We start from the raw sequence: 26,080 nt of genomic DNA, 5'->3' as shown, positions 1-26,080 counted from the left end.
TCGGCCAGGGGCCGGGGAGGGTACACCTTTTATGCTTGTTGTCATGGTGGCCCGCTCCTGAGGGACTATAACAGGCTGGGGGCCATAAATACGGGGCCAGGTCGCCAAATTGGTCAAAGAGGGCAATTGAGGGGGGCAGGGGAGTGTGAGCCACCCCCAGACAGGGTGCCACGGAGTCGCTACACTGGGGGTCTTTTCCAGCTGGAGCCTATCATGACCACCAAGATCATCCTGGACACTGATCCCGGCATCGACGATGCCATGGCCATCCTCTTTGCCGAGGCCCATCCCGCCATCGAGCTGGTGGGGATCACCACCGTCTTTGGCAACGCCACCATAGCGGATGGCACCCGCAATGCCCTCTGGCTCAAAGAGACCTTCGCCATGCAGGCCGATGTGGCAAAGGGCGCCGCCGCGCCGCTGGTACGGCCACCGGTCGGGCCCACGACAGTCGTGCACGGTGCCCATGGCTTTGGTGATGTTGAGGCTGGCGAGCCGAGCCTGAGTGCCGATCCCCGCCCCGCCTGGCAGTATATCGTCGAGCAACTCAAGGCCGCACCCGGCGAGATAACCCTGGTGACCATAGGCCCGCTGACCAATCTGGCCCTGGCTCTTGAAAAGGCCCCCGAGATTGTGAGCCTGGTCAAGCAGGTGGTGGTGATGGGGGGCGCTTTCGGCGTCAACGGCCATCGCGGCAACGTGACTCCCTATGCCGAGGCCAATATCCATGACGATCCCGAGGCGGCCGATCGGGTCTTCACCGCCGATTGGCCTCTGGTCATCATCGGACTGGACGTCACTCAGCAGAGCATGTTCAGTGGCGCCTATCTGGATGCCCTGCGCGATGAGGCCGGAGTGCCGGGTCGCTTCATCTGGGACGTCAGTCGCTTCTACCTGCGCTTCTATTCAGACCGTATCGGCATGGATGGCTGTCATGTTCACGATCCCTCGGCCATCGCCTATGTCATCAACCCTGCGCTCTTTACCCTGCGTCGGGGGCCGGTGCGGGTCATCACCTCGGGGCCGGCCATCGGTCACACGCTGCAAAAATTTGATGAGCGGCGTCATCCCCATGACGACTGGGCCCGTTTTCGGGCTCAGGACGTCGGGGTGGCCGTCGATGCGAATGCCCTGCTTGCCCTCTATCGCCGGACCTTGATCGACTGGAGCAAGCAGCGGGACTAGGCTAGGGAGGCCAAGTTTAAACCGTTCATTTTGTTTATATCTGGAGGTGTTATGGAGTGGTATTTGGTCGTTATGAAGAAATACGCTGTCTTTACCGGGCGGGCCAGGCGCAAGGAGTACTGGATGTTTGTGCTCTGCAACTTGGGGATAGCCCTGGTGCTGGGTCTGCTTGGCCAGCTGATTGGTCTCAAGGAGCAGATCGCCAACCTCTACTCCCTGGTGGTGCTGCTGCCGAGCCTGGCCGTCGGGGTGCGCCGCTTGCATGACACGGACCGCTGTGGCTGGTGGCTGCTCATCAACCTGATCCCGGTCGCCGGCACGCTGGTCTTCCTCTATTTCATGATCTGTGAGGGACAGGCTGGCCCCAATCGCTTCGGCGAAGACCCCAAGGCTGCTTGAGTGGCGCCCGTCACCTGTTGATTGACCCAAAGCGCGCAGGCAATCTGCGCGTTTTGCTTCCCCAGTAGTTCCCCTCATTGCCCGCTCGCCAAGATTGACGTTTCATGCCGCTAGCAATGTGGTTATGAGGGGGCGTCCTGCAGGGCCGGGAGCCGTTCGACCAGAAAGTCGATGAAGGCGCGGGTCTGCGGCTTGAGGAAGCGGCCACCGCGAAACACCGCATGGATCTCGTCGTTGCGGCTCTCATAGGGGGAAGCCTGCCAGCCCGGCAGCACCCGCTGCAGGCTCCCCTCATTGATCCCGCGCTGCACCATCCAGCTCGACAACAACAAGAGCCCGCAGCCGGCCCGGGCTGCATCGAGCAGCGGGGTGCCGCCAATGGAGGTGAGATTGCCTTGCACGGCGACCCGACACTGTTGTGAGCCCTGGCTGAAATACCAGTGCTGACGCTGGCGGCCATGACCACGGATCAGGCAGTTGTGTCCGGCTATCTCGTATGGCGTGGCGGGTTCGCCATGGCGGGCAAGATAGGCGGGTGAGGCGACCAGCAGGGAGTGATTGGTGAGCAAATGGCGGGCATGCAGGCTGCTGTCGGCCGGGCGACCAATACGGATCGCCACATCCACGTTTTCGGCATCCAGATCCACCAGGCGGTTATCGAGTTCGACTTCGAGACGCACCCGGGGGTAGCGAGCCAGAAACTCGGGCAGCAGCGGCGAGAGGCAAGCCGCGCCGAAACTCTCGAATACCGAGACTCGCAGCGCCCCGCTGGGCGCTTCGTGCAAAGGCTGTAGGGATTGCACCAGCTGATCGGCCTCCTCCAGCAGTCGCACCGAGCGCGCCAGGAAATACTCCCCCTGTTCGGTCAGCAGCAGCTGGCGGGTGCTGCGCTTGAACAGGGGAACCCCAAGCTGGGCTTCCAGGCTGTCTATGGAACGGGTTACCGAGGAGGGGGCCAGATTGAGGGCCCGGGCAGCGCGGGAGAAGCTGCCTGATTCAACCACCTGGGCCAGGATACGGACACGATCCAGCACTGTGACTCCTTTGCGGTAAACGCAAAACTGTTGCGGTTTGTAGCTGTATTCTATTTGCCAGTGAGTGGATGGACAATGCCGTTGTCGCCCAACATCGGGCATCTCTCACAGGAGCATCACAATGCCAGACCGTATCAAGTTGGCCAGCCAGGCCCCCGCCGCCATCCAAGCCATGATGGGCCTCGAATCCTATCTCGGCAGCACGGACATTCCCCTCAGCCTCAAGGAGCTCATCAAGCTGCGCGCCTCCATGATCAATGGTTGCGCCTATTGCATCCAGATGCATGCCGAGGTGGCGATGAAGATGCAAGAGAGCCCCCAGCGTCTGCTGGCGCTGGCAGCCTGGCGCGAGTCTCCGCGCTTCGATGCGCGTGAGCGCGCCGTCCTGGCGCTGACCGATGAGGTGACCCTGATTGCCGGGCAGGGCGTCACCGAACACACCTATCGACAAGCACAGCAACTGCTTGGGGATGCCCTGCTGGCCCAGTGTCTGATGCAGATCATCACCATCAATGCCTGGAACCGGGTCGCGGTTGCCACCCAGATGGAACATGACTGCCGTTAATCCAGGCCCCACTCCAGGTGCCAGAGTGTGCCTGGGGTAGGGCATATTGATATGGCGCAGCCGCAATAACATGCATCGCAATGAAATGTTTATTGCGAGTCAATGTTTCCATTATGTTTTTATTTGTTTGTTTTTGGTTAAATTGCCTTGAGTGGACACACAGCCCCTGGATGATATTCATGGCAAGAGTGGTCTGGAAATATAATTAATCCAACTTTGGAGATGAGTGGATTGCCCGTCTGCTGCGGCCTCCCTGCATTTATCTCGATTCCAGGGTTTGCTCATTAACCCCACTCTTCACAGTGCCAACTGTTCAGGTATTGTTCATTTTGCTTAGGGATGACTTTTTTGAGTTTCGCTTGGGTCACTTATTTGTTTAGATCAGCTTCGCGATTAGTTAATGAGACGCTGACATATGGTTTCCAAAAAGTAACCATTTGCTTCGATTAATTTTTCATGTTGTTCACATGGGTGTGTCTTGCTCAAAATAATGCGTTTTATTTATAGCTTTACGTCTTGCAAGATAGATAAAGGAAGTAGCATGAGACCTTTGGAATATAAGAAGGGCTTGGGGGTTTTGCTATTAATTGCCGTCACTGGTTTGTTGAGTGGTTGCGATATGGCATTAATGAATCCCAAGGGCCAAGTTGGCCTGGAAGAAAAGTCACTGATATTAACAGCATTGTATTTGATGTTAATTGTGGTTATTCCAGTCATCGTCATGGCAGTGGTATTTGCCCGCAAATATCGCGCTTCCAATACCAGTGCCACTTATGCACCGGATTGGGCCCACTCTACCAAGATAGAAGTTGTCGTCTGGACGGTTCCCGTCATCATCATCGCCATCCTGGCAGTGATCACCTGGAAAACCTCGCACGAGCTCGATCCATACAAACCTTTGGTATCTGACGTCAAACCTGTTCAGGTTGATGTGATCTCATTGGATTGGAAATGGCTGTTCGTGTATCCGGAATTGGGCATAGCCTCTGTCAATGAATTGGCTTTCCCGGCCAATACGCCAGTCAATTTCCGTATCACCTCAGATTCGGTCATGAACTCCTTCTTTATTCCTAGCCTGGGCGGTCAGATTTACGCCATGGCTGGCATGCAGACCAAGTTGCACCTTATCGCCAACGAGGCCGGTCAATACGACGGTATCTCCAGCAGCTATAGCGGCGCCGGTTTCTCTGGCATGAAGTTCAAGGCGATCGCCACGCCGGATCAGGCCGGTTTCGATGCCTGGGTCGCCAAGGTGAAGCAGTCGTCCAAGCCGCTCATGACCATGGGTGAGTTTGATGTGCTCGCCAAACCCAGCCAATACCATCCGGTAGAGTATTTCTCCAGTGCCGACCCGGCCCTGTTCACCAAGGTGATCAATAAGTTCATGGGTCATGGCATGAAGATGAAAGCAGGCGAAAAAATGGATATGAGTCATGGCCAGAGCATGGATCACAGTGCACACCAGCAACATGCTGAGCACCAGGATCATGCCGGTCAGATGAATATGCCGATGGCTAGCCAGTCAGTACAAGCGGTATCCGGGGAATAATAGATGTTTGGAAAATTAACACTCGAAGCCATCCCTTACCATGAGCCCATTATCGTGGTCACGGTTGCCTGCATATTGCTCGGCGGGATGGCCCTTGCCGGGCTGATAACCTATTACGGCAAGTGGCAATATTTGTGGCAGGAGTGGTTCACCTCGGTGGATCACAAAAAACTGGGGATCATGTATCTCATCCTGGGCATGGTCATGTTGCTGCGCGGCTTCGCCGATGCGGTGATGATGCGGACCCAGCAGGTGATGGCGTCGGCCGGGGGCGAGGGCATACTGCCACCCCATCACTACGACCAGATCTTCACCGCCCATGGCGTCATCATGATCTTCTTCGTGGCCATGCCGCTGGTGATCGGTCTGATGAACATTGTGGTGCCACTGCAGATCGGCGCCCGCGATGTGGCCTTCCCCTTTCTCAACAACCTGAGCTTCTGGTTCACCGCCGCGGCCGTGGTGCTGATCAACATCTCCCTCGGGGTCGGTGAATTCGCCCAGACCGGCTGGTTGGCCTATCCGCCGCTCTCCGGCAAGGAGTACAGCCCGGGCGTCGGGGTCGACTACTGGATCTGGAGTCTGCAGATTTCGGGATTGGGCACCTTGCTGACCGGGGTCAACTTCTTCGCGACCATCATCAGGATGCGGGCACCTGGCATGACCATGATGCGTCTGCCGGTGTTCACCTGGACCGCCCTGTGCGCCAACATCCTGATCATCGCCTCCTTCCCGATCCTGACCGTCACCATCGCCCTGCTCACCGCAGACCGTTACCTGGGTACCCATTTCTTTACCAATGACATGGGTGGCAACATGATGATGTACATCAACCTGATCTGGGCCTGGGGTCACCCCGAGGTCTATATCCTGGTGTTGCCGGTGTTCGGTATCTTCTCGGAAGTGGTGGCGACCTTCAGCAAGAAGAAGCTGTTTGGTTATACCTCTCTGGTGTGGGCGACCATCGCCATTACCGTGCTCTCCTTCGTGGTCTGGCTGCACCACTTCTTCACCATGGGGTCTGGCGCCAACGTCAACGCCTTCTTCGGCATCTCCACCATGATCATCTCGATCCCGACCGGGGTTAAGATCTTCAACTGGCTGTTCACCATGTACCGGGGCCGCATCGCGTTCACCTCGCCCATGTTGTGGACCGTCGGCTTCATCATCACCTTCACCATTGGGGGGATGACCGGGGTGCTGCTGTCGGTGCCGGCCGCCAACTTCGTGTTGCATAACAGCCTGTTCCTGATCGCGCACTTCCACAACGTCATCATCGGCGGCGTGGTGTTCGGCTGCTTCGCCGGCATCACCTACTGGTTCCCGAAGGCGTTCGGCTTCACCCTGGACGAAACCTGGGGCAAGCGCTCCTTCTGGTTCTGGATCACCGGCTTCTTCGTGGCCTTCATGCCGCTCTATGTGCTGGGCTTCATGGGCATGACCCGTCGGGTCAGCCAGCAGATAGATCCCGCCTTCCATGGCTGGCTGGTGGTGGCCGCTTGCGGCGCTGGCCTGATTGCCATCGGCGTCTTGTGTCAGGTGATTCAAGTGGTGGTCAGTATTCGTGACCGCGAGAAGAACCGCGATCTGACTGGCGATCCCTGGGGTGGCCGTACCCTGGAGTGGGCAACCTCTTCACCGCCTCCCTTCTACAACTTCGCCATCGAGCCGAAGATCGCTGGCTTGGACGCGTTCTGGGAAGCCAAGCAGGACGGCACTGCCTACCAGCAGCCCCAGCGTTATGCCCCGATCCACATGCCCAAAAACTCGGGCGCGGGCGTCATCATTGCCGCCTTCAGTGTGGTGTTTGGTTTCGCCATGATCTGGGACATCTGGTGGATGGCCATCGCTGGCTTCGTCGGCATGATAGCCACCTGGATCATTCACAGCTTCAACGATGATGTGGACTACTACGTGCAGGTCGACGAGATCGAACGTATCGAAGGTCAGCATCATGACAACATCAGCAAGGTGGCATGAGAACCGATATGGCTACTGATATTCTGCAACACAATCATCATCAGGGTGCCCATGACGGGCACCATGATGCCGGCGCCACCAAGGTGTTCGGCTTCTGGATCTACCTGATGAGTGACTGCATCCTGTTTGCCACTCTGTTTGCAACCTACGCGGTGCTGGTCAATGGCACCGCCGGGGGCCCGAGCGGCAAAGACATCTTCGAACTGCCCTTCGTGTTTGGCGAGACCATGCTGCTGCTGTTTAGCAGCATCACCTTCGGATTTGGCATGCTGGCCATGAACCAGAACCGGGTCGGCACGGTCAAGGCCTGGCTGATGGTCACCTTCTTGCTGGGTGCCGGCTTCATCGCCATGGAGATCTACGAGTTCCATCACCTGATCGCCGAAGGCTTCGGCCCGCAGCGCAGCGGTTTCCTCTCCGCCTTCTTCACCCTGGTCGGTACCCACGGTATCCACGTCACCAGTGGTCTTATCTGGATCATCGTCATGATGGTGCTGATATCCAAGAAGGGGCTGACCGAGCGTAACCGTACCCGTCTGATGTGCCTGAGCCTGTTCTGGCACTTCCTGGACGTGGTCTGGATCTGTGTGTTTACCGTGGTCTATCTGATGGGGGCAATGTAATGAGTCATGCTGTTGACAATCACGGCGCCAGCCACGGCAGCGCCAAGACGTACCTGATAGGCTTCGTGCTCTCGGTAATACTGACGGCCATCCCGTTCTGGATGGTGATGGATGGCACGGCCTCCCATCACCTCATCCTGGGCACTGTGGTCGCCACTGCCGTCATCCAGATCTTCGTGCATCTGGCTTACTTCCTGCACATGAACACCTCCTCCGAGGAGCGCTGGAACCTGGTCGCCCTGGTGTTCACCGTGCTAATCATCGCCATCGTGGTGGGGGGATCCTTGTGGATCATGTACAACCTCAACATCAACATGATGCCAAGTTGAGTGGTGTGATGATGAAGCAATACCTGCAAGTGACCAAGCCGGGCATCATCTTCGGTAACCTCATCTCGGTTATCGGTGGTTTCCTGCTGGCATCCAAGGGGAGCCTGGATCTTCCCTTGTTCATCATGACCATGGTGGGGGTCTCCCTGGTGGTTGCCTCCGGCTGTGTGTTCAACAACTACATCGACAGGGACATCGACTGCATCATGGAGCGCACCAAGAACCGCGCCCTGGTGAGGGGGCTCATTGCCCCGGGGGTCTCGCTCTGGTACGCGAGCGCCCTTGGCATTGCTGGCGTGGCGCTGCTGTACTGGGTAGCCAATCCGTTGGCGGCCCTGTTGGCGGTGCTCGGCTTCATTGTCTATGTGGGGGTCTACAGCCTCTATATGAAGCGACACTCTGTCTATGGCACCCTGATTGGCAGCCTGTCTGGCGCCGCGCCCCCGGTCATCGGTTATTGCGCTGTGACCAACCAGTTTGACTCGGGCGCCTTGATCCTGCTGGCTATCTTCAGCCTGTGGCAGATGCCGCACTCCTATGCGATTGCCATCTTCCGTTTCAAGGATTATCAGGCGGCAGGCATCCCGGTGTTGCCGGTGGTGAAAGGTATCTCTGTGGCCAAGCACCACATTACCCTCTACATCCTGGCCTTCATGGTACCGACTCTGATGCTGTTCCTCGGCGGCTACGCCGGTTACAAATATCTGATCGTGGCCACGGCCGTCAGTGTCTGGTGGCTGGGCATGGCGCTGTCGGGTTACAAGCAGGCGGTCGATGACTCCCTGTGGGCCCGCAAGCTGTTCATGTTCTCCATCGTGACCATCACCTGCCTGAGCGTGATGATGTCGGTGGACTTCCAGCCCGATGCGGTGCCCGTCTTGGTGAGCATGCTCCCTTGAACCTTGAGGTCGCCCTCAGAGTCGAGATCGGCTGGTTCATCTTGCCCTGAAAATGAGTAGAATCCAGAGCCGGGAACTTTCCCGGCTCTGTTGTTATAAGGGGATCCTAAGGGCCAGGTCTGTTTTCTCCCACGCGATGGCGCCCGCGCCCTCCCGCGAATTTGTTACCCATGACCCCCCGTCCTCGACCATACACCTTTGATCACACTGAGGCCGTCATGCATGATTTCAAGATGACCCGGGGTGAACTGCGCGCCACCTGGGCGCTCGGTTCCCTCTTCTCCCTGCGGATGCTCGGCATGTTTATGGTACTGCCGGTGCTGACTACCTACGGTATGTCCCTGGCCGGTGCCACAGAGACGCTCATCGGCATCGCCATCGGTATCTACGGCCTGACCCAGGCCCTGCTGCAAATCCCCTGCGGCCTGCTCTCTGATCGCATCGGTCGCAAGCCGCTCATCGTCGGCGGCCTCTTGATGTTTGCCCTGGGCAGCGTGATTGCCGCGCTGACCCACTCCATCTGGGGCGTTATCCTCGGCCGCGCCCTGCAAGGCAGCGGCGCCATCTCCGCCGCCGTCATGGCCCTGCTCTCGGATCTGACCCGCGAGCAGAATCGCACCAAGGCGATGGCCTTCATCGGCATCAGCTTTGGCATCACCTTCGCCATCGCCATGGTGACGGGGCCGCTCATCACCCATGCCCTTGGCCTTTCCGGCCTGTTCTGGTTGATAGCCTTGCTGGCCTTTGGCGGCATCGCCATCACCCTCTGGTGGGTGCCTGCACCCAAGGCGCACCTGCTCAACCGCGAGTCCAGCCTGGTCAAGGGCGGGCTCAAGAGAGTGCTCACCAACCCGCGGCTGCTCAAGCTCAACGTCGGCATCCTCTGCGTGCACACCCTGCTGATGTCGAGCTTCGTGGCGCTGCCGCCCTTGCTCGAACAGGCGGGGCTGCCCCGTGACCAGCAGTGGAAGGCATTCCTGTGCACCATGCTGATTGCGTTTGTGAGCGTGGTGCCCTTCATCATCTATGCCGAGAAGCGCAGGCAGATGAAGCGGGTATTCCAGATCTGCGTGCTGGCCATGCTCGGAGCCGAGGTGGTGCTGTGGCAACCCGGCTTGCAGCTGTGGGGCATACTGGCCGGCTTGCAGCTGTTCTTCATCGGTTTCAACCTGATGGAAGCACTGCTGCCGTCGCTGATTAGCAAGGAGTCGCCCCCGGGATACAAGGGCACTGCCATGGGGGTCTACTCCACCAGCCAGTTCCTCGGGGTGGCCATCGGCGGCAGCCTGGGAGGCTTGCTCTACAGCCAGGGGGGCGCCGCATTGGTGTTTGGCAGCTGCGCCGTGCTGGCCCTGCTCTGGTTTGGCCTGAGCCTCACCATGAAGGAGCCGCCCTATGTCAGCAGCTTGCGCATTGTGCTGCCAGACGGCGTGGAGGCGACACCGGCGCTGGAGCAGAAGGTGCGCGACCGGGAGGGGGTGAAGGATGTGCTGCTGGCCAGCGCCGAGCGCTCCCTCTACGTCAAGGTGGACTCACGGCGCATCAAGCGCAGCGATCTGGAGCAGCTGGTCGCCAGCTGAGGGCCTGGGGCAGGCAGCGAACAGCCCCCATGGCTATGCTGAGATCCTCAACAAGGAGGCTGTTATGTCATATGTCGATGGATTCGTGATTGCCGTGCCCACGGCCAACAAGCAGGCCATGATTGACCATGCCAAGCACTTTGATCCCCTCTTCCTCGAGTACGGTGCGATCCGGGTGCTGGAGTGCTGGGGGGACGATGTGCCCCACGGTAAGCAGACCGATTTTTTCCGCGCCGTGGCGGCCAAGGAGGATGAAACAGTGGTCTTCTCCTGGGTCGAGTGGCCGAGCAAGGCCATCCGGGATGACGCCATGGCCAGGATGATGGAAGACCCCAGAATGGACCCGAGCAACCCGGCCAATCAGGCGATGCCGTTTGATGGCGCCCGCATGATCTTCGGCGGGTTCAGTTCGGTGCTTGAACTCAATGCCTGATCTGCCTTCTCCCACAAAAGAGAGGCCCGCCTGATGGTGGGCCTCTTCTTTTGGGCTGGAGCTAACATCAGGCGCGATACACGGCGCAGCTGAAACAGCCGGGGTTGGCATTGTGGATCTGCAGGTAGCTCACCGCCTCGCTTGAAAACTGACTGCGCACCGCCTGCTCGAACTGGGTGCCCTGGATGGTCTGTGCATGGATCATCATGTGCGCACTGTCATAGGCCCTGATAGAGAGCAATCTTCCCGGCAAGATGTCGGGTATCTCATTGACGCCCAGCTTCGCGGTATCGGCCTGCTGGCGCACGAACACGGGGCCACAAGCGCGATAGGGGGAGTCGACGTCGTGATAGGGGAAGGAGATGAGCAGCACACTTTCCCCCACACTGGCTTCTCGCAGGGAGACCCGGCAGGGATACCCTGGGCTGGCATCGGCGATCAGCCATCTGGCATTGACGGCTTCGAGCTCTTTATCATTCATGCCCATGGCGTGGGCAAACAGATTCTTATCGAGAGCCTGGATGATGAAGTTGGTATTCATGGAGACGTCCGATCAGGTGAAAAAGCCATGGTAGTCATTACCGGCCCGAATGCTGGCCACTTTCGGCCAGGTAATCCTATTTTTGGCGCGTTGAGCGATGTAGAGGTGATCGTCTTGATAGCCGTCTGATGCCCTGCGTGGAATGGGGGAGGGCGTTTCAGGAGTTGAGGCGGCGTCTATTGAGCGTCATTCGGCGGCACTATGCTCCCGGCGTGGCTCTGGCCGGGACGCATGGGAGTGCTGCCTAAAACAAGACACCGGCGCGAGGCCGGTGTCTTGGGATAACGACATAGAGCCCCTGATCAGGGCGCCGTGGCACTATGTGCCTTAGGCGTAGAAAGCCTCGACGGTGCCTTTGATGGTGATCAGCATGGGGTTGCCATAGCGATCCTTGGCCTTGGGGGAGGGGATCTTCACCCAACCTTCGCTGATGCAGTACTCCTCGACATTGGTGCGTACCTTGCCATTGAGGCGGATGCCAATCTCATGTTCGAAGCACTCGGCCACATGGTGCGGGCTGCGCGGGTTGGCGGCAAGGTGGTCGGGCAGTGCTGGTTTGGTGTCGCTCATTTTATTTACCTGAGTGTGATAAAAAGTGGGTCATTGTAGGCAATGCCCGCCATGGGCTCAAGGCTGGGCTGCGTCCCGTGTTGACGACTGGATATGCCGTTCGGATTAAGGGGCTGGCTTTAGTCAGTCCCAATAAGTAGAGCGAGCGATTTGAACTAGTTGTCAGGGCTTTACGTTATATTCCTTAAGCCGTGAATGCTCGTTAAGTTCAGCGTCGATGAAGGCAGCAATCATGGCGCGATAAACGCTCTCCACCACTTGTGGATTGGCGCCTTGTTCTTGTGCAAGGGAGATGACTTTGGCGATGACCTGCTCTACCCGGCTGGGGGCTTTTACTTCCTCTGTCGTCTTCTTGAAGGACGCGGCTTGTGCGACAAAGGCGCCGCGCCTTGCAAGCAATGCCACGATTTCACTATCTATCTTGTCGATATGCTCGCGGACTTCATTCAGTGAGCTACAGCTGACTTCCATATATGAGGCGTTCCTGTTTCTGGCTTGCATGATAACGTCTGGTTAAGAGGCGGGTTTAGCCTGTTACGAGTGAAGGAAGCGAACGGCCTGAACCACTTGCTATTTATATAACTGTGCCAATGCCCCTGCAACGAAACACAGCAGACCGATCGTTGACCCTATGGTGGGAATGCTAAACCAATATTTTTTAGACAATGCGAGATAGAGCAATGCAATGATTGGCGCCGCACTCATGAAAAAGACAGAACTTTCCAGGAAGGGTATATAGAAAGTGGATAAGTATAAATAAGTGACGGAGAAAAACAGCATGCCAATACCGTGACTGATGTTAAATCCAACCCATGCACGCCACATATTTGTTTCTTTTGTGATGGCCAGGGGTGACGATTTCATGAGCCTCATCACATCAGATTGATATGGTATTAATTTCTTGGGGTTGAATGTGTCGGTGATTGTGTAGACCGTATGCAGAATACCAAGTACAAGGAATGGTATACTGCCTGCGATGTATAAGTATTTTGTGATCACGAAAAACTCCTTGTATGTGCATGACGTTTGGTTAAGGGGTAGGCTTTAGCCCATTCCCGCGAGTGAAAAGTCCAACACTGGGATATCCACCTTGGGTGCGCTGGCTGTGCAGCGTCTTGCTCAGAAAGGTGGGTGTCCTGATTTCTGTCTTTAACCGATGGTCAGATGCCGATGTTCTCTCTTCTTGTCGGCTCTGTTTCGTGTAAGTAACGGGTAAACGTGTCTTTCGGCCGTTCAAGACCATGTTCTGCCAGCACTCTTGAGGCCATGCCACGATGATTGCTGCCATGGGTCAGCAAGTGCAGCAAAATCTCCTCTACGCTCAGCTGCCCAATACCACCATCGATAAATCGAAACGTCACATTACGCTGTAGCTCGTCAGCGGTCACGGCTTGCGTGAAATCAACAAGCCAGGCGTCGTGCTGTTCCATCGTCTGGCGTAATGTCGATAATGATGGCGTGTCAAGGGTATTGTCCCCACTGTATTTCTCCGGCTCACCTGAAATACGGCTAATGAAAAGACTGTCAACTACCGTGGTGTGATTTAAAATCCGAATGAAAAAGGTGGCATTGCTTTCGGGTAGTTGTGAAAGCTGCCTTTCTCCCAAATCAAGCAGCTCATTGTTTGCCCATTTCTTATATTTAAACGCCTTGTGAAATTGCATTCTTTCTCCATGGATTGTTTTTTGATGGGGCAAGTGTGTATACACAGAGGTATCTGCCTTTCTCTATTGATGATGCAGACGAGAGCAGCAAGGTGGGGGCTGAATTTACAGCTCATCCATCGCAAAAAATTTTGTATGCTCGCAAGGGATTGAATACCACCTCGGCACCAGGTGTTTACATGATTGAGTCAATATGGTACTCGGTCATGTTGTCGCTATTGCTTGATATGCTGGTTGCATACTTGGAAAACAAAGCCTTGGCCATGTCGTTTTCATTGTCGACAAACACAGCCCATTTGGCCCTTTTGATAGGGAAATCCCCTGATACGACGTCATAGATGACTCTTCTCCCATGCCCCCTCTTTTGATGGTGTGGATTCACGGCGATGTCGGTGATCACATTAAATCCATGGATGCCATCATCAAGTTGAATGCCAATGACACAAAGAGGCGTGCCTTCACTGTGCAACACATATGCTGGAGAATCATCACTCAGTACACAGGTCAACCAATTCGGATCTAACACAGGGCCAAGCCATTTGCTGATGGCAGCATGCTTATACCAATCTGAGTACCACTCAAAATCGGTTTCTTCAAAGCGTCTATATACCATTACCTTACGCTCAGGCATTAGGCGCAGCTTTCTGGGTGCTGGCCATGCTGCGCGGGATGGTCACTGACCAGTCGTCCATACATGGCTGAATCGGAGACAGTGCCATTCACTTCCCAACGCTGCCTTAGCAGTCCCTCTCGGGAAAATCCGAGTTTCTCTAATGCTTTCGCTGACGACTGGTTGTCTGGGTCTATCTCTGCTTCGATTCGTCTTAATCCCAATACATTGAAGCCGTACTGGATCAAGGCTTCCCCTGCCTCATTGATATAACCCTTTCCCCAGCAAGCGCGACTCAAACCAAAGCCGATCTCGGCGCGCCTGGATGCGCTGTCGTAGCTAAAGAGCATACATTTTCCAGCCAGCTTGCCTGTGGACTTCAGATACATGCCGAGGATGATGGCTTCTTGACGTTGCATCGCACCGCTGCTCTGTGCAATGAAGTCCAGGGCGTCTTCAATGGAAGTCCACGGCGCCGTATTCCAGTAACGCATGACCTCAGGATCAGAAAATATCCCTAGCAGGCTCTCAGCATCATGGGCCATCAAGGCTCTGATGGTTAGCCGCTCGGTTTCAATGACCGGGGAAAATAACTCTTTCGACACGCATCCTCCATTCTTATGTCTAAAGTCCGCCCAAGGGGCTGGCAGCGCATTAACACAAAGCTAAACCAACACAACCGAAACCACTACGACTCAATGGGACGGGAAACGCCACGGGTTGACAGTCCCTCTGAGGCGTTTGTTATGCCCGTGTCCATTCACTGCGCAGAATAGCCAAGACGACCGTATCCCACCATTGCCCTTTAAAAAAGCGATGTTCACGAAAATACCCTTCTTGCCTCATTCCCAACGACTTGCAAAGCTTTATCGCTGCCAGGTTTTTGCTTATGGTTTCAGCATAGATGCGATGCACATCCAGTTCATTAAAGCCAAAATCCGCTAGCTCTCTAACCGCTTCCTCTATCAAGCCTTGACCTTGAGATTTCCGTTCAATGCCACAGCCCATTGATGCTTGATTATCAGGTTCAAGTCGCAGACAAACTGTACCGATAAACTCACCCGTCAATTTATTTTCTATTGCCAACTGATAAGACTTGCGCGGAACTTCATTTGCTTGCTCTACAAACAGCTTTGTTAATTGACGATACTTATCAGAGTCACAGTCTGACTCACTGTAAAAACGCTGATACTTATTATCTTGGGACATGGCCACAAAAACGTTTTCATCACTGAGTCTCATATCACGCAGGATCAAATGCTCGGTTTCTAATTTGAACATAGGCGCTCTTTCCTCATGGTAAGGCATAACGCCGCGTTAAGGGGCGACTACGCTAAACCGCCCAAGCGCAGCCATTGCGCCGTAAACACTAAAACAAATTCAAACAAAAAACCCCAAGCGTTAGGATTCCCTCTTGAACGCTTTGTTATGTGTTAACTCAGCGCACTATTATTTCATGCCCGCACCGACTGTGGCACGAACGGGAATACCCGTTGGATCAAAATTCTCTAAGCAAAATACATTAACGCCAAAATAATCTGGCGTAACACGTTTTCGATGAAATGGATAAATGCCACAAACACTACAAAAATAGTGCTGTGCGGTGTTTGTATGGAATTGATATGTTGTTAATGACTCCATACCAGACAAAACTCTCATAGAGGTTTCATGAACTTTAACCATTAAAGCGTTTTTACGGGCACAAATAGAGCAATCACAAGTAGTTAATTCAGGAAGATCGGTATCGATCTCGAATTGGACCGCGCCACAGTGGCATGACCCACTAAAAGTTTTCACTTTGCTCATGCTGACTTCCTTGTTCGATATAAAGAAATCTGGAAAGAAATCTGGGACACCCACCAATTTGACAGCAGCGTAGCACGCAGCTTCGCTTGATGGGGTAGCCCGTCGAGGAGTGTGCCATGACCATCGCGCGTTCACGCCAGATCAGCCTGCAAGATACCCCCTACTACCATGTGGTCAGTCGCTGTGTGCGGCGGGCCTTCTTGTGTGGGCAAGATGCGCATTCTGGCCATAGCTATGAGCACCGACGCCAGTGGGTGATTGACAGGCTTGGCCAACTGTCACGTCAGTTTGCCATCGGGGTGTGCGCCTATGCGGTGATGAGCAACCACTATCATCTGGTACTCAAAGTCGAGTTTGAAACCGCCGCCAGGTGGAGCGAGCGAGAAGTGGCCGAACGTTGGGCTGCGCTGTTTCAATGGCCGCCGTTGGTGCGGCGTTGGTATCAGCATGAATCCCTGATTGCGCCCGAGCTTGAAGTGGTCCGGGGGCTTATCGCTGAATGGCGTCAGCGGCTGCACTCCATCAGCTGGTTTGTACGACTGCTCAACGAGAGCATGGCGCGACAGGCCAATCAGGAAGATGGCTGCAAGGGTCACTTTTGGGAAGGACGTTTCAAAAGTCAGGCCTTGCTGACAGAGCCGGCTCTGCTGGCCTGCATGGCCTACGTTGATTTGAACCCGATCCGGGCTGCTTTGGTCGACAGGCCGGAGCAAAGTGAGTACACCAGCATCAAGCAGCGTCTTGATGACGAGGCGCCTGAAGCATCATTGCCTCCGCTGCTGTTGCCGTTTTCCAGCCCAGATCAGCCCGAGGGGTTGCCGTTTACCTTCACTGACTATCTGATGTTGGTGGATTGGACCGGTCGGGCTATCAGGACGGATAAACGGGGCCATATTCCGGAAGCGCTAGCTCCCATTCTTCAGCGGTTGGGCCTTGATAAGGCTCAGTGGTTAAGACAAGTGACACTGTTTCGGCGGCGGGGTATCAGGGTGGTGGGTGACAAGGCGCGCTGCCTGCGTTACGCAGAACATTGTGGCCAGCGACGATGTCACCAACCTGCATTCTGAGCTGCGGTACACCACTTTGACTCCCCTGCATCGCCTTTGATGCCATGGCTGGCACTGGCTGAAAAGCCGTTTCTCAAGCCAAAATCTCGAGCTTTTCTCCTTCCTGGCCCAAAGCCCTCAATCATGGTGCCATCACGGCAACCACAGCCAGTCACGCCAAGGTCTGCTCAAAATGGTGGATGTCCCAATAATTCCTCAGAGAGATCACGCCTAGCCCTCTCCCAGAGGGAGGGAGGGAGGGAGGGAGGGAGGGGGCATATCTGCGGTTAGGCAGGCGAATAAGCGGGGGTGGCCGCTCGATTGGTGACTTTTCTTTGGCCACGCAAAGAAAAGTCACTCGCCCAAGCCCGAAGGGCGGGCGAAACCTTGTCGAGGGAGATGCCCTCGCGTCCTGCGTGGCGAAGCCGCGCCACCAGATTAACTCCGCTGAAATACTTTGTTAGGCCATAGCCGGATTTGAAATTCTCGTATATTCAGTTTTTACCAATTCAAAGCCATACTTATTTTCAAGCCTTTTGACAATAAAATGTCCGCGAGCCATATCTTGATAGTAGTCAGTGAACATTGTATTTAATGTGGCCCCTGCAACTGCTCCGATAATAGGTACAGCTTGAGCAGCTGCCTTTTCCGTAATAACCACACCAAACCTTGCTGCAATTTTTTCTATTAAAGCAGCTAACCACTTTCCTGTTTGTGCCGGTGTTAGGTTCTTGACTGCATTTGCAGAAGCTTGCTTCGCAGCGATTTCCGCAAGTTCCTTGGATAAAACCTGCATAGCCTCAGCAGTGAAGCTCCTTGTCGCATAGTATGCAGTATCGACAGCATCATCATCCTCAGACGGTCCACCCAAGGCAAACACCTCTAAACAAGCCTGTTTCGTCTCAATTTTATCTAGGTCAAAGCCTTCACTTCTTGCTATATCAGCAACTGAGCGAAGCATGATTGTCGTTGATACTGGTAGCTCAATAGCTAATGCTGTAAAACCAAAAGCGCCTCCAACAGCCCCTGATATTGCAGCAAAAAGCTTATTTGTCTTAGTTGAGGCTTCTCGATTAGGCTCATTATCTAAACTCCACAGTGCAGCATCTGCAGCTTTGTGAAGCGCCTTTTCTACTATACTGTGAATCTGTTTTTCTGCGCCTTTGGGAAGCTTGCCCATCAAGTAATCTAATGGTTTTCCGACAACTTTAGTCATTTTTTCTGTAATTGTATTCTGCTCTAATAGATTTACAGCTTTCTCCAAATCTCGCAGATCTCTTTCTTCAAAATTCATATTGTCAATCCTTTTTTTAGATAGCCGGTGGTCTAACAGTAATCAGATGAGAGGCGGTACTGATCCGATGACAGAGTCTTCCACACAACTCCGCTCAGCCCTGATAGTTGCCACGAAAAATAAAGTTATTACCAGTCTGTCTCTGATACTTCAACCTATTCGCTTGGCGTCCTCGTTTAATGTTTTCATTGCCCCTTTATAAAGAAATAATTCAGGAGCCGGCTACGGCAAATTCCAGCAAGGCTACCGCCCCTGGGTTACAGCCCCCAGTTCGCTGCTTTCACCTGCGAGATAGCAACCATCGCTGCCATGACGCTCTCCCCAGAGGTTGATTGTCGTTTGGCTATCATAAGGGCCCTGATTGAGGCATGGGAAGAGGAGGATGATAAAAACCTGAGCGGGTTCAACCAATTAGTGAGCAACAGCTGCTTTTAGTGGGCTCAGGGCTGGTAGAGAGTGCGAAAACTCCCCCTCACCCTGGCCCTCTCCCGAAGGGATAGGGGACAAAGTGATAGGAAGCAAAAGAGATAAATAGAAAAGGGAGCCCAAGTGGGCTCCCTTTATGCTGGCTGGCTGGCTGGCTGGCTGGCTGGTCAGGGCCAACGGCATATGATCCTATGCCTGCCCCTACTTATTGGTCGCCGCCTTCATCCCTTGCACAAACTCCTTCAGGCGAATGAGCATGCGGTCGGGATCCTGCTGATGGGTCTCGATGATCTTGACCACGGCGGAGCCGGAGATGGCGCCGGCGGCGCCCGCCTTGATGGCCTCCTTCACCTGCTGGGGATCGCTGATGCCAAAGCCGAGCAGGGCAGGGGGGGCCTTGAACTCGTTGAGGGTATTGATCAATCCCTCCACCGGCATGCCCGCCTTGGTCTCGGCGCCGGTCACCCCTGCGCGGCTCACCAGGTAGGTGTAGCCAGAGCCCAGCTCGGCCACGGCTTTGAGGGTCTCGGCGTCACCATTGGGCGGGGCGATGAAGATGCTGTCGATGCCGAACTTGTCGGCGGCCGCCTTGTAGGGGGCGCACATCTGCACCGGCACGTCCGCCACCAGCACCGAGTCCACCCCGGCCTGCTGGCATTTTTCATAAAAGCCATCGATGTGGCGCACATAGACCAGGTTGGCGTAGACCAGCAGGCCAATGGGCATCTGGGGATACTTGGCCCGAATGCGGGTCAGCAGCTGGAAGCAGCCATCCGGGGTGGTGCCGCTGGCAAAGGCCCGCAGCGCGGCCCCCTGGATGGTGGGACCGTCGGCGACCGGGTCGGAGAAGGGAATGCCGAGCTCCAGGGCATCGGCGCCCCCCTCGACCAGGGCATCGACGATGGCGAGCGACAACTCGGGAGTGGGGTCACCCAGCATCACGAAGGGGACGAAGGCGCCCTGCTTGGCGTGTTCCAGACGGGAAAACAGTTGTGCGTAGCGATTCATTTGCGGGTTCCTTCTTTGTCGAAGCTCTCTGTTTCCAAAATATCGGCAACGGTAAAGATGTCCTTGTCGCCACGGCCGGAGAGGTTGACGATCAGCACCTGCTCCTTTTCCGGCTCGCTGCGGGCCATCTTGAGGGCGTGAGCCAGGGCGTGGGAGGATTCCAGCGCTGGTATGATGCCCTCGCTTCTGGCCAGCTCCTGGAACGCGTCCAGGGCCTCCTTGTCGGTGATGGAGACATACTCGGCGCGGCCGATGGCGGCCAGGTGGGCGTGCTGGGGGCCGACGGAGGGGAAGTCCAGACCCGCCGAGACGGAGTAGGACTCCTGAATTTGCCCCTGCTTGTCCTGCATCAGGTAGGAGTGCATGCCAAAGAAGACCCCTTTGCTGCCGTGACCGAGCGGCGCACCGTGCTCGCCACTCTCGATGCCGTGGCCACCGGGCTCGACGCCGATAAGGCGCACCCCCTCATCCGGGATGAAGTCGGCAAACATGCCGATGGCGTTCGAGCCGCCGCCGACGCAGGCGATCACCGCATCCGGCAGGCGCTCTTCTTTCTCGAAGCACTGCACCTTGGCCTCTTCCCCGATCATCTTCTGGAACTCCCGCACTATGGTCGGGAAGGGGTGGGGACCGGCGGCAGTACCGAGCAGATAGTGGGCGGTCTCGTAGTTGGCTGCCCAGTCACGCAGCGCCTCGTTGCAGGCATCCTTGAGGGTGCTGGAACCCGAATGCACCGGTATCACCTCGGCGCCCATCAACTTCATGCGAAACACGTTCGGTTTCTGGCGCTCGCAATCCTTGGCACCCATGTAAACCCGGCACTTGAGGCCGAGCAGGGCGCAGGCCAGGGCAGTGGCGACCCCGTGCTGACCGGCGCCTGTCTCGGCGATGATCTCGTTCTTGCCCATGCGTTTGGCGAGCAGGGCCTGGCCCAGCACCTGGTTGGTCTTGTGGGCGCCGCCGTGCAGCAAGTCTTCGCGCTTGAGGTAGAGGCGGGTCCTGGTGCCCTTGGTCAGATTGCGAACCAGGGTGAGCGGCGTGGGGCGGCCGGCATATTCGGTGAGGAGCTCCTGGAACTCCTTCACGAAAGCGGCATCCTCCCTGGCATCCACGAAGGCTTTCTCCAGCTGGAGCAGAGCGGGCATCAGGATCTGGGGTACATACATACCGCCAAATTCACCAAAAAACGGATTGAGCAGGGTCATGGTTATCTTCCTATATATTCTGCAATTTAGATCAGCGATGAGCCGTGGCGGGCTGAAGCATATGACTGAGGCGCATACATATCAGCAACGAAATTCATCAAAAAACGGATTGAGCAGAGTCATGGTCTATTCCTTGTCCTATTCATAAAATGCGAATCGATAGCGGCGAGAGCTTAGAGCTGCCTGAGGGCGGCAAAGGCGGCCTCAAGCTTGCTGGCATCTTTCCGGCCGGGGGCGCTTTCGACCCCGGAGTTGAAATCAAGGCCCAGGCAACCGACCTGGGCTGCGCTCAGGGCATTGTCCGGGTTGAGCCCACCGGCCAGCATCAGGCGGGACTTGTCTAGCCCGTCGAGCACTGTCCAGTCGAAGGCCTGGCCGGTGCCACCGCTCTGGCTGCCGACTGCCGTTTTCACGACGGTATCGAGCAGCAGGCGATCGGCCGGATAATCCAGGTTGGGCAGCGGCTCCCCACTTGCCTTATCGAGAGTGATGCCGACCGCCTTCCAGATCTGGCACTGGCCTGGCAGCCGGGCACGCAGGGCCTCGATAAAGGCGGCGTCTTCGTCCCCGTGCAGCTGCACGGCGGCCAGTCCCAGGGACTCGACCGTCTGGGCGATGGTGTTGATCCCGGCGTTGCGAAACACCCCCACGTAAGCAAGCGGTGCGCCAGCCATCACGGTGCGGGCGCTCGGGATATCCACATAGCGCGGGCTCTTGGCCACGAAGATGAGGCCGCCAAACACGGCGCCCGCCTGGTGGGCTGCGGCGGCATCTTCCGGCTTGGTCAGGCCGCATACTTTGTTCTGGCCCAGGACAAGCTTGCGCACCGCCCCTTCCAGGTCAGATTCGCTCATCAGGGAAGACCCCACCAGGAAGCCCTTGGCATGGTGACGCAGGTCGGCGACCTGGCTGCGATCCTGGATGCCGGACTCGCTGATGACCACGCGATCCGCCGGGATCTGCGCCGCCAGCTGGCGGGTGCGGTTCAGGCTCACGCTCATGTCCCGCAGATCCCGGTTGTTGATGCCGATCACCGGCGAGCCCAACGCCAGGGCGCGATCCAGCTCATCTTTATTACTCACCTCGGTCAAGACGCCAAGGCCCAGCGCCTTGGCAACCTTGAACAGGGTGCGATAACCCTCATCGGTGAGCACAGAGAGCATCAGCAAGATGGCGTCCGCCTGATAGTGGCGGGCCAGATAGACCTGATAGGGATCTATCATGAAGTCCTTGCACAAGACCGGCTGGCTGACCCGGGCCCGCACCCTTGGCAGGAAGGCGAAATCCCCCTGGAAGAACTTCTCGTCGGTCAGCACCGAGATGGCGGTGGCGTATTTGCCATAAATATCGGCGATGGCTTCGGGGCTGAAATCATCACGGATCAGCCCCTTGGAGGGAGAGGCCTTCTTGCATTCGAGAATGAAGCGGGTACCGCCTGCGCGCAGTTCTCCTTCGAAGTCGCGGTCACTGGGCAGCAGCGCGCCCTGGAAGCTTGCGAGGGGCTGGGCCAGTTTGCGGGCCGCCACCCACTCCTGCTTGGCCGCCACAATTTTGCCGAGAATGGTCTGGCTCAGGGAGGGGTGGTTAAGCATCTCGATATCCTTGCTGCGATTGATACTGTGGTGACTGATAACGGCTGACATCATGCCTCCTGATGGCTCAGGGCGGCCAGCGCCTGGGCGAGTGCGCTGGTTTCACCGCTGGCGAGCTTGGCCAGCACCTGGGCGGCGGCGCGTTTGAAGTCCGGGGCCTTGCCTGCCATCACCAGCAGCGGGGCGACGTTGGCGGCGATGGCGGCATTGTGGGCCTGGGTACCTTGTCCCGCCAGGATGGCGGCGGTGATGGCCCGGTTCTCTTCCGGCTCGCCCCCTTGAATGGCGCTGACCGGGTAGGTATCGAGCCCGAAATCGGCCGGGGTGAGCAGGTACTCACGGATCTCGCCGTCCCGGATCTCGGCGACCTGGGTCGGGCCATGAATAGCCACTTCGTCCAGGCCCGCACCGTGTACCACCATACCGGTTTTCAATCCCAAGGCCAGCAGGGTTTCGGCGATGGGACGCACCAGCTCCGGGGCATAGACACCCATCAGTTGATAGGTCGGACGGGCCGGGTTGATGAGGGGCCCCAGCACATTGAACAGGGTGCGGGTCTTGAGCGCCTGGCGCACCGGCATGGCGTGGCGCACCCCTGCGTGGTACTGGGGGGCGAACAGGAAGCAGATGCCTAGCTCGTCAAGGCAGCGCCGGGCCTGGGCCGGGCTCATGTCGAGCTTGATGCCCATTTTGTCGAGCAGATCGCTCGAGCCCGATTTGCTGGAGACCGAGCGGTTGCCGTGCTTGGCGACCTTGAGGCCGCAGGCGGCGGCGACTAGGGCCGAGGTGGTGGAGACATTGATGGTATTGAGGCCATCACCGCCGGTGCCGACGATGTCGCAAAAGGGATAATCGGGGCGCGGGAAGTCCCGGGCTTCGGCCAGCAGCGCCTCGGCGGCGCCCGCTATCTCCTCCGGGGTCTCTCCCTTGAGCTTGAGGGCTGTGAGCAGGCTGGACAGGACTATGGGGTCCACTTCGCCGCGCACCACCTGGCCGAAGGCCTCACGGGCTTCGTCGCGGGAGAGAGACTGTCCCTGGAAGAGGGTATTGAGATGATGATGCATGAGGGTCTCCTTTCCTTAACGCACGCTGCTTTCGGGGCGGGTGATATGAGCGAGCGCCTGGGTGAGCAGACGGGCCCCTTCGCTGGTCATGATGGATTCGGGATGGAACTGGAAGCCAAGCACCCGCTCGTCGCGCTGCTCGATGGCCATGGGCATGCCCTGATAGTGGGCAATCACCGTCAGCTCTTCCGGTACATAAGTGGCGACCAGGGAGTGGTAGCGAGCCACCGGCAACGGACTTGGCAGACCGGCAAAGGCGCCATGAGCGTCGTGCTCTATCAAGGAGCGCTTGCCATGAACTATCTCGGCGGCGGCGCCGACGGTGCCGCCATAGGCTTCACACAGCGCCTGATGGCCGAGGCAGATGCCGAGGATGGGCACATGCCCGCGGGCCAGCTTGATGAGATCAATGAGGCAACCCGCCTCATGGGGGGCGCCCGGCCCCGGGGAGAGCACCAGCACGGCGTCACCACCGCAGGCGGCAATCTCCGCCATGATACGTTGCGCGGGCAGGCTGTTGCGATAGATGCGCACCGGGTAGCCGAGGGTGCGGAACTGATCCACCAGGTTGTAGGTGAAAGAGTCGAAGTTATCGAGCAGGAAAATATTAGTCATGGGTCTGCTCCTTCGAAGTGCGGAACTGATCGGCCAGAGGGCTGTAGGTGAACGAATCGAAGTTATCGAGCAGGAAGATGTTAGTCATGGCTCACGTCCTTGTGTTGCTCCTGCTGGGCGCTCAGTGCCTGCAGTGAGGTGCCATGGCTGGCGGCAATGGCGGCGAGCACGGCAGCGGCTTTGGCGCGGGTTTCGTCCGCTTCGGCCTGGGGTTTGGAGTCATAGACCACACCGGCTCCGGCCTGAACATGGGCGATGCCATTTTTTACGAAGGCCGAGCGGATCACTATGCAGGTGTCCATCTCTCCAGCGCCGTTGAGATAACCGACGGCGCCGCCGTAGCTGCCCCGTCTGCGCCCTTCCACCTCGCGGATAAGCTCGCTGGCCCGCAGTTTGGGGGCGCCGGTCAGGGTGCCCATGTTCATGCAGGCCTGATAGGCGTGCAGGGCATCCAGATCCGAGCGCAGGGTGCCGACGACCCGGGAGACCAGATGCATCACATGGCTGTAGCGATCCACCTTGAGCAAGTCTTTCACATAGCGGGTGCCGGGCTCCGAGATGCGGGCGATATCGTTGCGGCCCAGATCCACCAGCATCAGGTGCTCGGCCACCTCTTTTTCGTCCTGGCGCAGCTCCAGCTCGATGCGGCCATCGAGATCCAGATTGATACTGCCATCGGGGTTGAGACCACGGCGACGGGTACCGGCTATGGGGTACATCTCCACTTCGCGGCTCTTGGCGCAGAACTTGACCGCGCTCTCCGGCGAGGCGCCAAACAGGGTGAAACCCTCGTCCTGCACATAGAACATGTAGGGGCTGGGGTTGGTCTGCTTGAGGCGACGATAGGCGGCGAGCGGGCTGGGGCAGGGCAGGGAGAAGCTGCGCGACGGCACGACCTGGAAGATGTCGCCGCGGCGGATAAAGCCCTTGAGCCGCTCGACTTCGGCGCAGAACTGCTTGTCGTTCTTGTCCACGCTCATGCCCGTCGTCAGCAGCGGGGTTGGCAGTGCAACGGCGAAATCCTGCTGGCAGGCCAGCTTGAGGGCCGTCAACCGGTCGGTCAGCCGGGCACAACGGGCGTCCAGGTCGCCTTCACCACCGAACAGGCAGGCGCTGAGTTGAGTACTCTGTTTGATGTGATCTATGGTGATCAGGGTCTCGGCCACATAGAAGCAGTAGTCGGGGCAGTCGTTGCTGCCCTCCGGCACTTGGGGCAGATCTTCGAAGGAGGCAATCAGGTCATAGGCAAAGGTGCCCGCCAGGAAGAGCGTCTCTTTACCTAGCTGGCAGTGCAGTTCCCGTTGCAGGGTGCGCAGCACGTCCAGCACGCCATAGCCCTTGAGGCGGCTATCTTCATCCAGCTCCCGATCCGAGGCGGGGAAATCCAGCACCAGTTCGCCATCGGCATCAGCATCAGCATCAGCCTGGCTGATGAAGGTCGGCAGGTGGGCGCGCAGCAAGGCTTGCAGCGCAGGGCCGTTGTCATTGAGGGCCCGGACCCGCACCCTGCGGCCCCGGCACTCGATGCGCAGGCAGGCATCGACCAGCAGCAGGCTCTGGGTACCCGCCTTGGAGTCTATCTCCACGGATTCGAGCAGCAGGGTGTTGGGGCTCTCCTGGCACAAGCGGGTGAACAGGGCCAGTGGATCGGCCACATAAGGGGCATTGAGCTTGAGGGCGTCAAATTCGCCCAGGGATAAACGAGTCATAAGGCCTTCCCTTGCGAGTGTATCTGGCGTGTACCTATGGAGTGAAAACAGCATGTCATGACGTTCTATTCCTTGAAATTGAGTGGGTTTTGTCCGCTTCAGTACGGTCGCCATCGCCATGTCTGTTTAATCGGTTTCATCACGCGTCCATTTACCGGATAATAAAAAAGCCCGCTGGGGTCAGCGGGCTTTTTCTTTGTGTTCTTTATTTGCTGTCAGATTACAGGTACAGCAACGACCACACGCCCGCATGTCAGGGAATGTGCCACCACCAGTTTGCGTTCAGGGTGAATGTCGTTTGCATGATAGAGTCCTGTGCCTGTCATTCGAGTAGATGCCCTTGGCATCGAAGTG

At 57.0% G+C, this 26,080-nt stretch carries 28 protein-coding genes; 11 read left to right on the top strand and 17 right to left on the bottom strand.

Going from position 1 to position 26,080, the window contains the following annotated elements; all coding sequences use genetic code 11:
* The first annotated feature begins 213 nt into the window (after positions 1 to 213).
* Both ACSMDR_RS04590 and ACSMDR_RS04585 read left to right on the top strand, forming a co-directional pair.
* Positions 214 to 1,185: a nucleoside hydrolase gene (locus tag ACSMDR_RS04590; RefSeq protein WP_005905397.1), complete on the top strand. Its 972-nt coding sequence runs from the start codon at positions 214 to 216 to the stop codon at positions 1,183 to 1,185.
* 51 nt (positions 1,186 to 1,236) lie between these two features.
* Positions 1,237 to 1,584 carry a DUF805 domain-containing protein gene (locus ACSMDR_RS04585; protein WP_436467273.1) on the top strand — a complete coding sequence of 116 codons (348 nt, stop codon included), beginning with the start codon at positions 1,237 to 1,239 and terminating at the stop codon, positions 1,582 to 1,584.
* Positions 1,585 to 1,706: 122 nt separating this feature from the next.
* Here ACSMDR_RS04585 and ACSMDR_RS04580 read toward each other — a convergent pair whose 3' ends face one another.
* Positions 1,707 to 2,618 (bottom strand): LysR family transcriptional regulator, encoded by a 912-nt coding sequence (locus ACSMDR_RS04580; protein WP_436467271.1) that lies wholly within the window; start codon positions 2,616 to 2,618, stop codon positions 1,707 to 1,709.
* A 121-nt stretch (positions 2,619 to 2,739) separates the two neighbouring features.
* Between ACSMDR_RS04580 and ACSMDR_RS04575 the strand changes: the two genes are divergently transcribed.
* From ACSMDR_RS04575 to ACSMDR_RS04540, 8 genes are all read left to right on the top strand, one after another.
* Positions 2,740 to 3,183 carry a carboxymuconolactone decarboxylase family protein gene (locus ACSMDR_RS04575; protein WP_005905463.1) on the top strand — a complete coding sequence of 148 codons (444 nt, stop codon included), beginning with the start codon at positions 2,740 to 2,742 and terminating at the stop codon, positions 3,181 to 3,183.
* A 541-nt stretch (positions 3,184 to 3,724) separates the two neighbouring features.
* Positions 3,725 to 4,732, top strand: a complete 1,008-nt coding sequence (gene cyoA / locus ACSMDR_RS04570; protein ID WP_436467269.1) for a cytochrome o ubiquinol oxidase subunit II — start codon at positions 3,725 to 3,727, stop codon at positions 4,730 to 4,732.
* A 3-nt stretch (positions 4,733 to 4,735) separates the two neighbouring features.
* Positions 4,736 to 6,712: a cytochrome o ubiquinol oxidase subunit I gene (gene cyoB, locus ACSMDR_RS04565; protein WP_005905467.1), complete on the top strand. Its 1,977-nt coding sequence runs from the start codon at positions 4,736 to 4,738 to the stop codon at positions 6,710 to 6,712.
* A gap of 8 nt (positions 6,713 to 6,720) precedes the next feature.
* Positions 6,721 to 7,335, top strand: coding sequence for a cytochrome o ubiquinol oxidase subunit III (locus ACSMDR_RS04560; protein ID WP_005905469.1), 615 nt, complete (start codon positions 6,721 to 6,723; stop codon positions 7,333 to 7,335).
* The gene (locus ACSMDR_RS04555; RefSeq protein ID WP_436467266.1) at positions 7,335 to 7,664 is read left to right on the top strand and encodes a cytochrome o ubiquinol oxidase subunit IV; all 330 of its coding nucleotides are present in this window, start codon (positions 7,335 to 7,337) and stop codon (positions 7,662 to 7,664) included. Before ACSMDR_RS04560 ends, ACSMDR_RS04555 begins: the two co-directional genes overlap by 1 nt.
* A gap of 5 nt (positions 7,665 to 7,669) precedes the next feature.
* On the top strand, positions 7,670 to 8,563 hold the full coding sequence (gene cyoE, locus ACSMDR_RS04550) for a heme o synthase (RefSeq protein WP_005905474.1): 894 nt from the start codon (positions 7,670 to 7,672) through the stop codon (positions 8,561 to 8,563).
* Between the two features lie 218 nt (positions 8,564 to 8,781).
* Complete coding sequence (locus tag ACSMDR_RS04545) at positions 8,782 to 10,143, top strand: MFS transporter (protein WP_436467264.1); 1,362 nt, start codon at positions 8,782 to 8,784, stop codon at positions 10,141 to 10,143.
* A 64-nt stretch (positions 10,144 to 10,207) separates the two neighbouring features.
* On the top strand, positions 10,208 to 10,576 hold the full coding sequence (locus ACSMDR_RS04540; RefSeq protein ID WP_436467262.1) for a DUF1428 domain-containing protein: 369 nt from the start codon (positions 10,208 to 10,210) through the stop codon (positions 10,574 to 10,576).
* 67 nt (positions 10,577 to 10,643) lie between these two features.
* On the opposite strand, the gene ACSMDR_RS04535 is transcribed toward ACSMDR_RS04540, so the two are convergent.
* The 9 genes from ACSMDR_RS04535 to ACSMDR_RS04495 form a co-directional block, all read right to left on the bottom strand.
* Positions 10,644 to 11,117, bottom strand: a complete 474-nt coding sequence (locus tag ACSMDR_RS04535) for a DUF1203 domain-containing protein (protein ID WP_436467260.1) — start codon at positions 11,115 to 11,117, stop codon at positions 10,644 to 10,646.
* Positions 11,118 to 11,444: 327 nt separating this feature from the next.
* On the bottom strand, positions 11,445 to 11,687 hold the full coding sequence (locus ACSMDR_RS04530; protein ID WP_005905479.1) for a DUF3297 family protein: 243 nt from the start codon (positions 11,685 to 11,687) through the stop codon (positions 11,445 to 11,447).
* Between the two features lie 162 nt (positions 11,688 to 11,849).
* Positions 11,850 to 12,158 (bottom strand): chorismate mutase, encoded by a 309-nt coding sequence (locus ACSMDR_RS04525; RefSeq protein WP_436467257.1) that lies wholly within the window; start codon positions 12,156 to 12,158, stop codon positions 11,850 to 11,852.
* 99 nt (positions 12,159 to 12,257) lie between these two features.
* Positions 12,258 to 12,686 (bottom strand): LIC_13387 family protein, encoded by a 429-nt coding sequence (locus ACSMDR_RS04520; protein WP_436467255.1) that lies wholly within the window; start codon positions 12,684 to 12,686, stop codon positions 12,258 to 12,260.
* 161 nt (positions 12,687 to 12,847) lie between these two features.
* The gene (locus ACSMDR_RS04515; protein WP_436467253.1) at positions 12,848 to 13,351 is read right to left on the bottom strand and encodes a DinB family protein; all 504 of its coding nucleotides are present in this window, start codon (positions 13,349 to 13,351) and stop codon (positions 12,848 to 12,850) included.
* A 175-nt stretch (positions 13,352 to 13,526) separates the two neighbouring features.
* Positions 13,527 to 13,982 carry a GNAT family N-acetyltransferase gene (locus ACSMDR_RS04510; RefSeq protein WP_436467251.1) on the bottom strand — a complete coding sequence of 152 codons (456 nt, stop codon included), beginning with the start codon at positions 13,980 to 13,982 and terminating at the stop codon, positions 13,527 to 13,529.
* Positions 13,982 to 14,566 (bottom strand): GNAT family N-acetyltransferase, encoded by a 585-nt coding sequence (locus tag ACSMDR_RS04505; protein WP_436467249.1) that lies wholly within the window; start codon positions 14,564 to 14,566, stop codon positions 13,982 to 13,984. Before ACSMDR_RS04505 ends, ACSMDR_RS04510 begins: the two co-directional genes overlap by 1 nt.
* Positions 14,567 to 14,705: 139 nt before the next feature.
* A complete protein-coding gene (locus tag ACSMDR_RS04500; RefSeq protein WP_436467247.1) occupies positions 14,706 to 15,242 on the bottom strand; it encodes a GNAT family N-acetyltransferase in 537 nt (178 codons plus the stop codon).
* Between the two features lie 168 nt (positions 15,243 to 15,410).
* The gene (locus ACSMDR_RS04495) at positions 15,411 to 15,767 is read right to left on the bottom strand and encodes a GFA family protein (protein ID WP_408758663.1); all 357 of its coding nucleotides are present in this window, start codon (positions 15,765 to 15,767) and stop codon (positions 15,411 to 15,413) included.
* A 116-nt stretch (positions 15,768 to 15,883) separates the two neighbouring features.
* Here ACSMDR_RS04495 and ACSMDR_RS04490 point away from each other — a divergent pair, with 116 nt between their 5' ends.
* Positions 15,884 to 16,834 carry a transposase gene (locus ACSMDR_RS04490; protein ID WP_436467244.1) on the top strand — a complete coding sequence of 317 codons (951 nt, stop codon included), beginning with the start codon at positions 15,884 to 15,886 and terminating at the stop codon, positions 16,832 to 16,834.
* Between the two features lie 439 nt (positions 16,835 to 17,273).
* Here the strand turns inward: ACSMDR_RS04490 and ACSMDR_RS04485 are convergent, their stop codons facing one another.
* The 7 genes from ACSMDR_RS04485 to ACSMDR_RS04455 form a co-directional block, all read right to left on the bottom strand.
* Entirely contained in the window at positions 17,274 to 18,107 is an 834-nt protein-coding gene (locus tag ACSMDR_RS04485; protein ID WP_436467242.1) for an EcsC family protein, read from the bottom strand.
* A 627-nt stretch (positions 18,108 to 18,734) separates the two neighbouring features.
* Positions 18,735 to 19,541 (bottom strand): tryptophan synthase subunit alpha, encoded by an 807-nt coding sequence (trpA, locus tag ACSMDR_RS04480; RefSeq protein WP_042000765.1) that lies wholly within the window; start codon positions 19,539 to 19,541, stop codon positions 18,735 to 18,737.
* Entirely contained in the window at positions 19,538 to 20,746 is a 1,209-nt protein-coding gene (gene trpB, locus ACSMDR_RS04475) for a tryptophan synthase subunit beta (RefSeq protein ID WP_436467239.1), read from the bottom strand. Before trpB ends, trpA begins: the two co-directional genes overlap by 4 nt.
* Positions 20,747 to 20,919: 173 nt before the next feature.
* Positions 20,920 to 22,389 (bottom strand): bifunctional indole-3-glycerol-phosphate synthase TrpC/phosphoribosylanthranilate isomerase TrpF, encoded by a 1,470-nt coding sequence (trpCF, locus tag ACSMDR_RS04470; protein WP_436467237.1) that lies wholly within the window; start codon positions 22,387 to 22,389, stop codon positions 20,920 to 20,922.
* On the bottom strand, positions 22,389 to 23,402 hold the full coding sequence (gene trpD, locus ACSMDR_RS04465) for an anthranilate phosphoribosyltransferase (RefSeq protein ID WP_436467235.1): 1,014 nt from the start codon (positions 23,400 to 23,402) through the stop codon (positions 22,389 to 22,391). Before trpD ends, trpCF begins: the two co-directional genes overlap by 1 nt.
* Positions 23,403 to 23,417: 15 nt before the next feature.
* On the bottom strand, positions 23,418 to 24,017 hold the full coding sequence (locus tag ACSMDR_RS04460) for an aminodeoxychorismate/anthranilate synthase component II (RefSeq protein WP_436467233.1): 600 nt from the start codon (positions 24,015 to 24,017) through the stop codon (positions 23,418 to 23,420).
* Between the two features lie 80 nt (positions 24,018 to 24,097).
* A complete protein-coding gene (locus tag ACSMDR_RS04455) occupies positions 24,098 to 25,726 on the bottom strand; it encodes an anthranilate synthase component 1 (protein ID WP_436467231.1) in 1,629 nt (542 codons plus the stop codon).
* Positions 25,727 to 26,080: the final 354 nt, after the last annotated feature.

The sequence above is a fragment of the Aeromonas molluscorum genome (assembly GCF_051376105.1).
Classification (GTDB): domain Bacteria; phylum Pseudomonadota; class Gammaproteobacteria; order Enterobacterales; family Aeromonadaceae; genus Aeromonas; species Aeromonas molluscorum.
The sequence above is the reverse complement of the archived record's forward strand: the minus strand, read 5'-3'. Positions and strand labels throughout refer to the sequence as shown.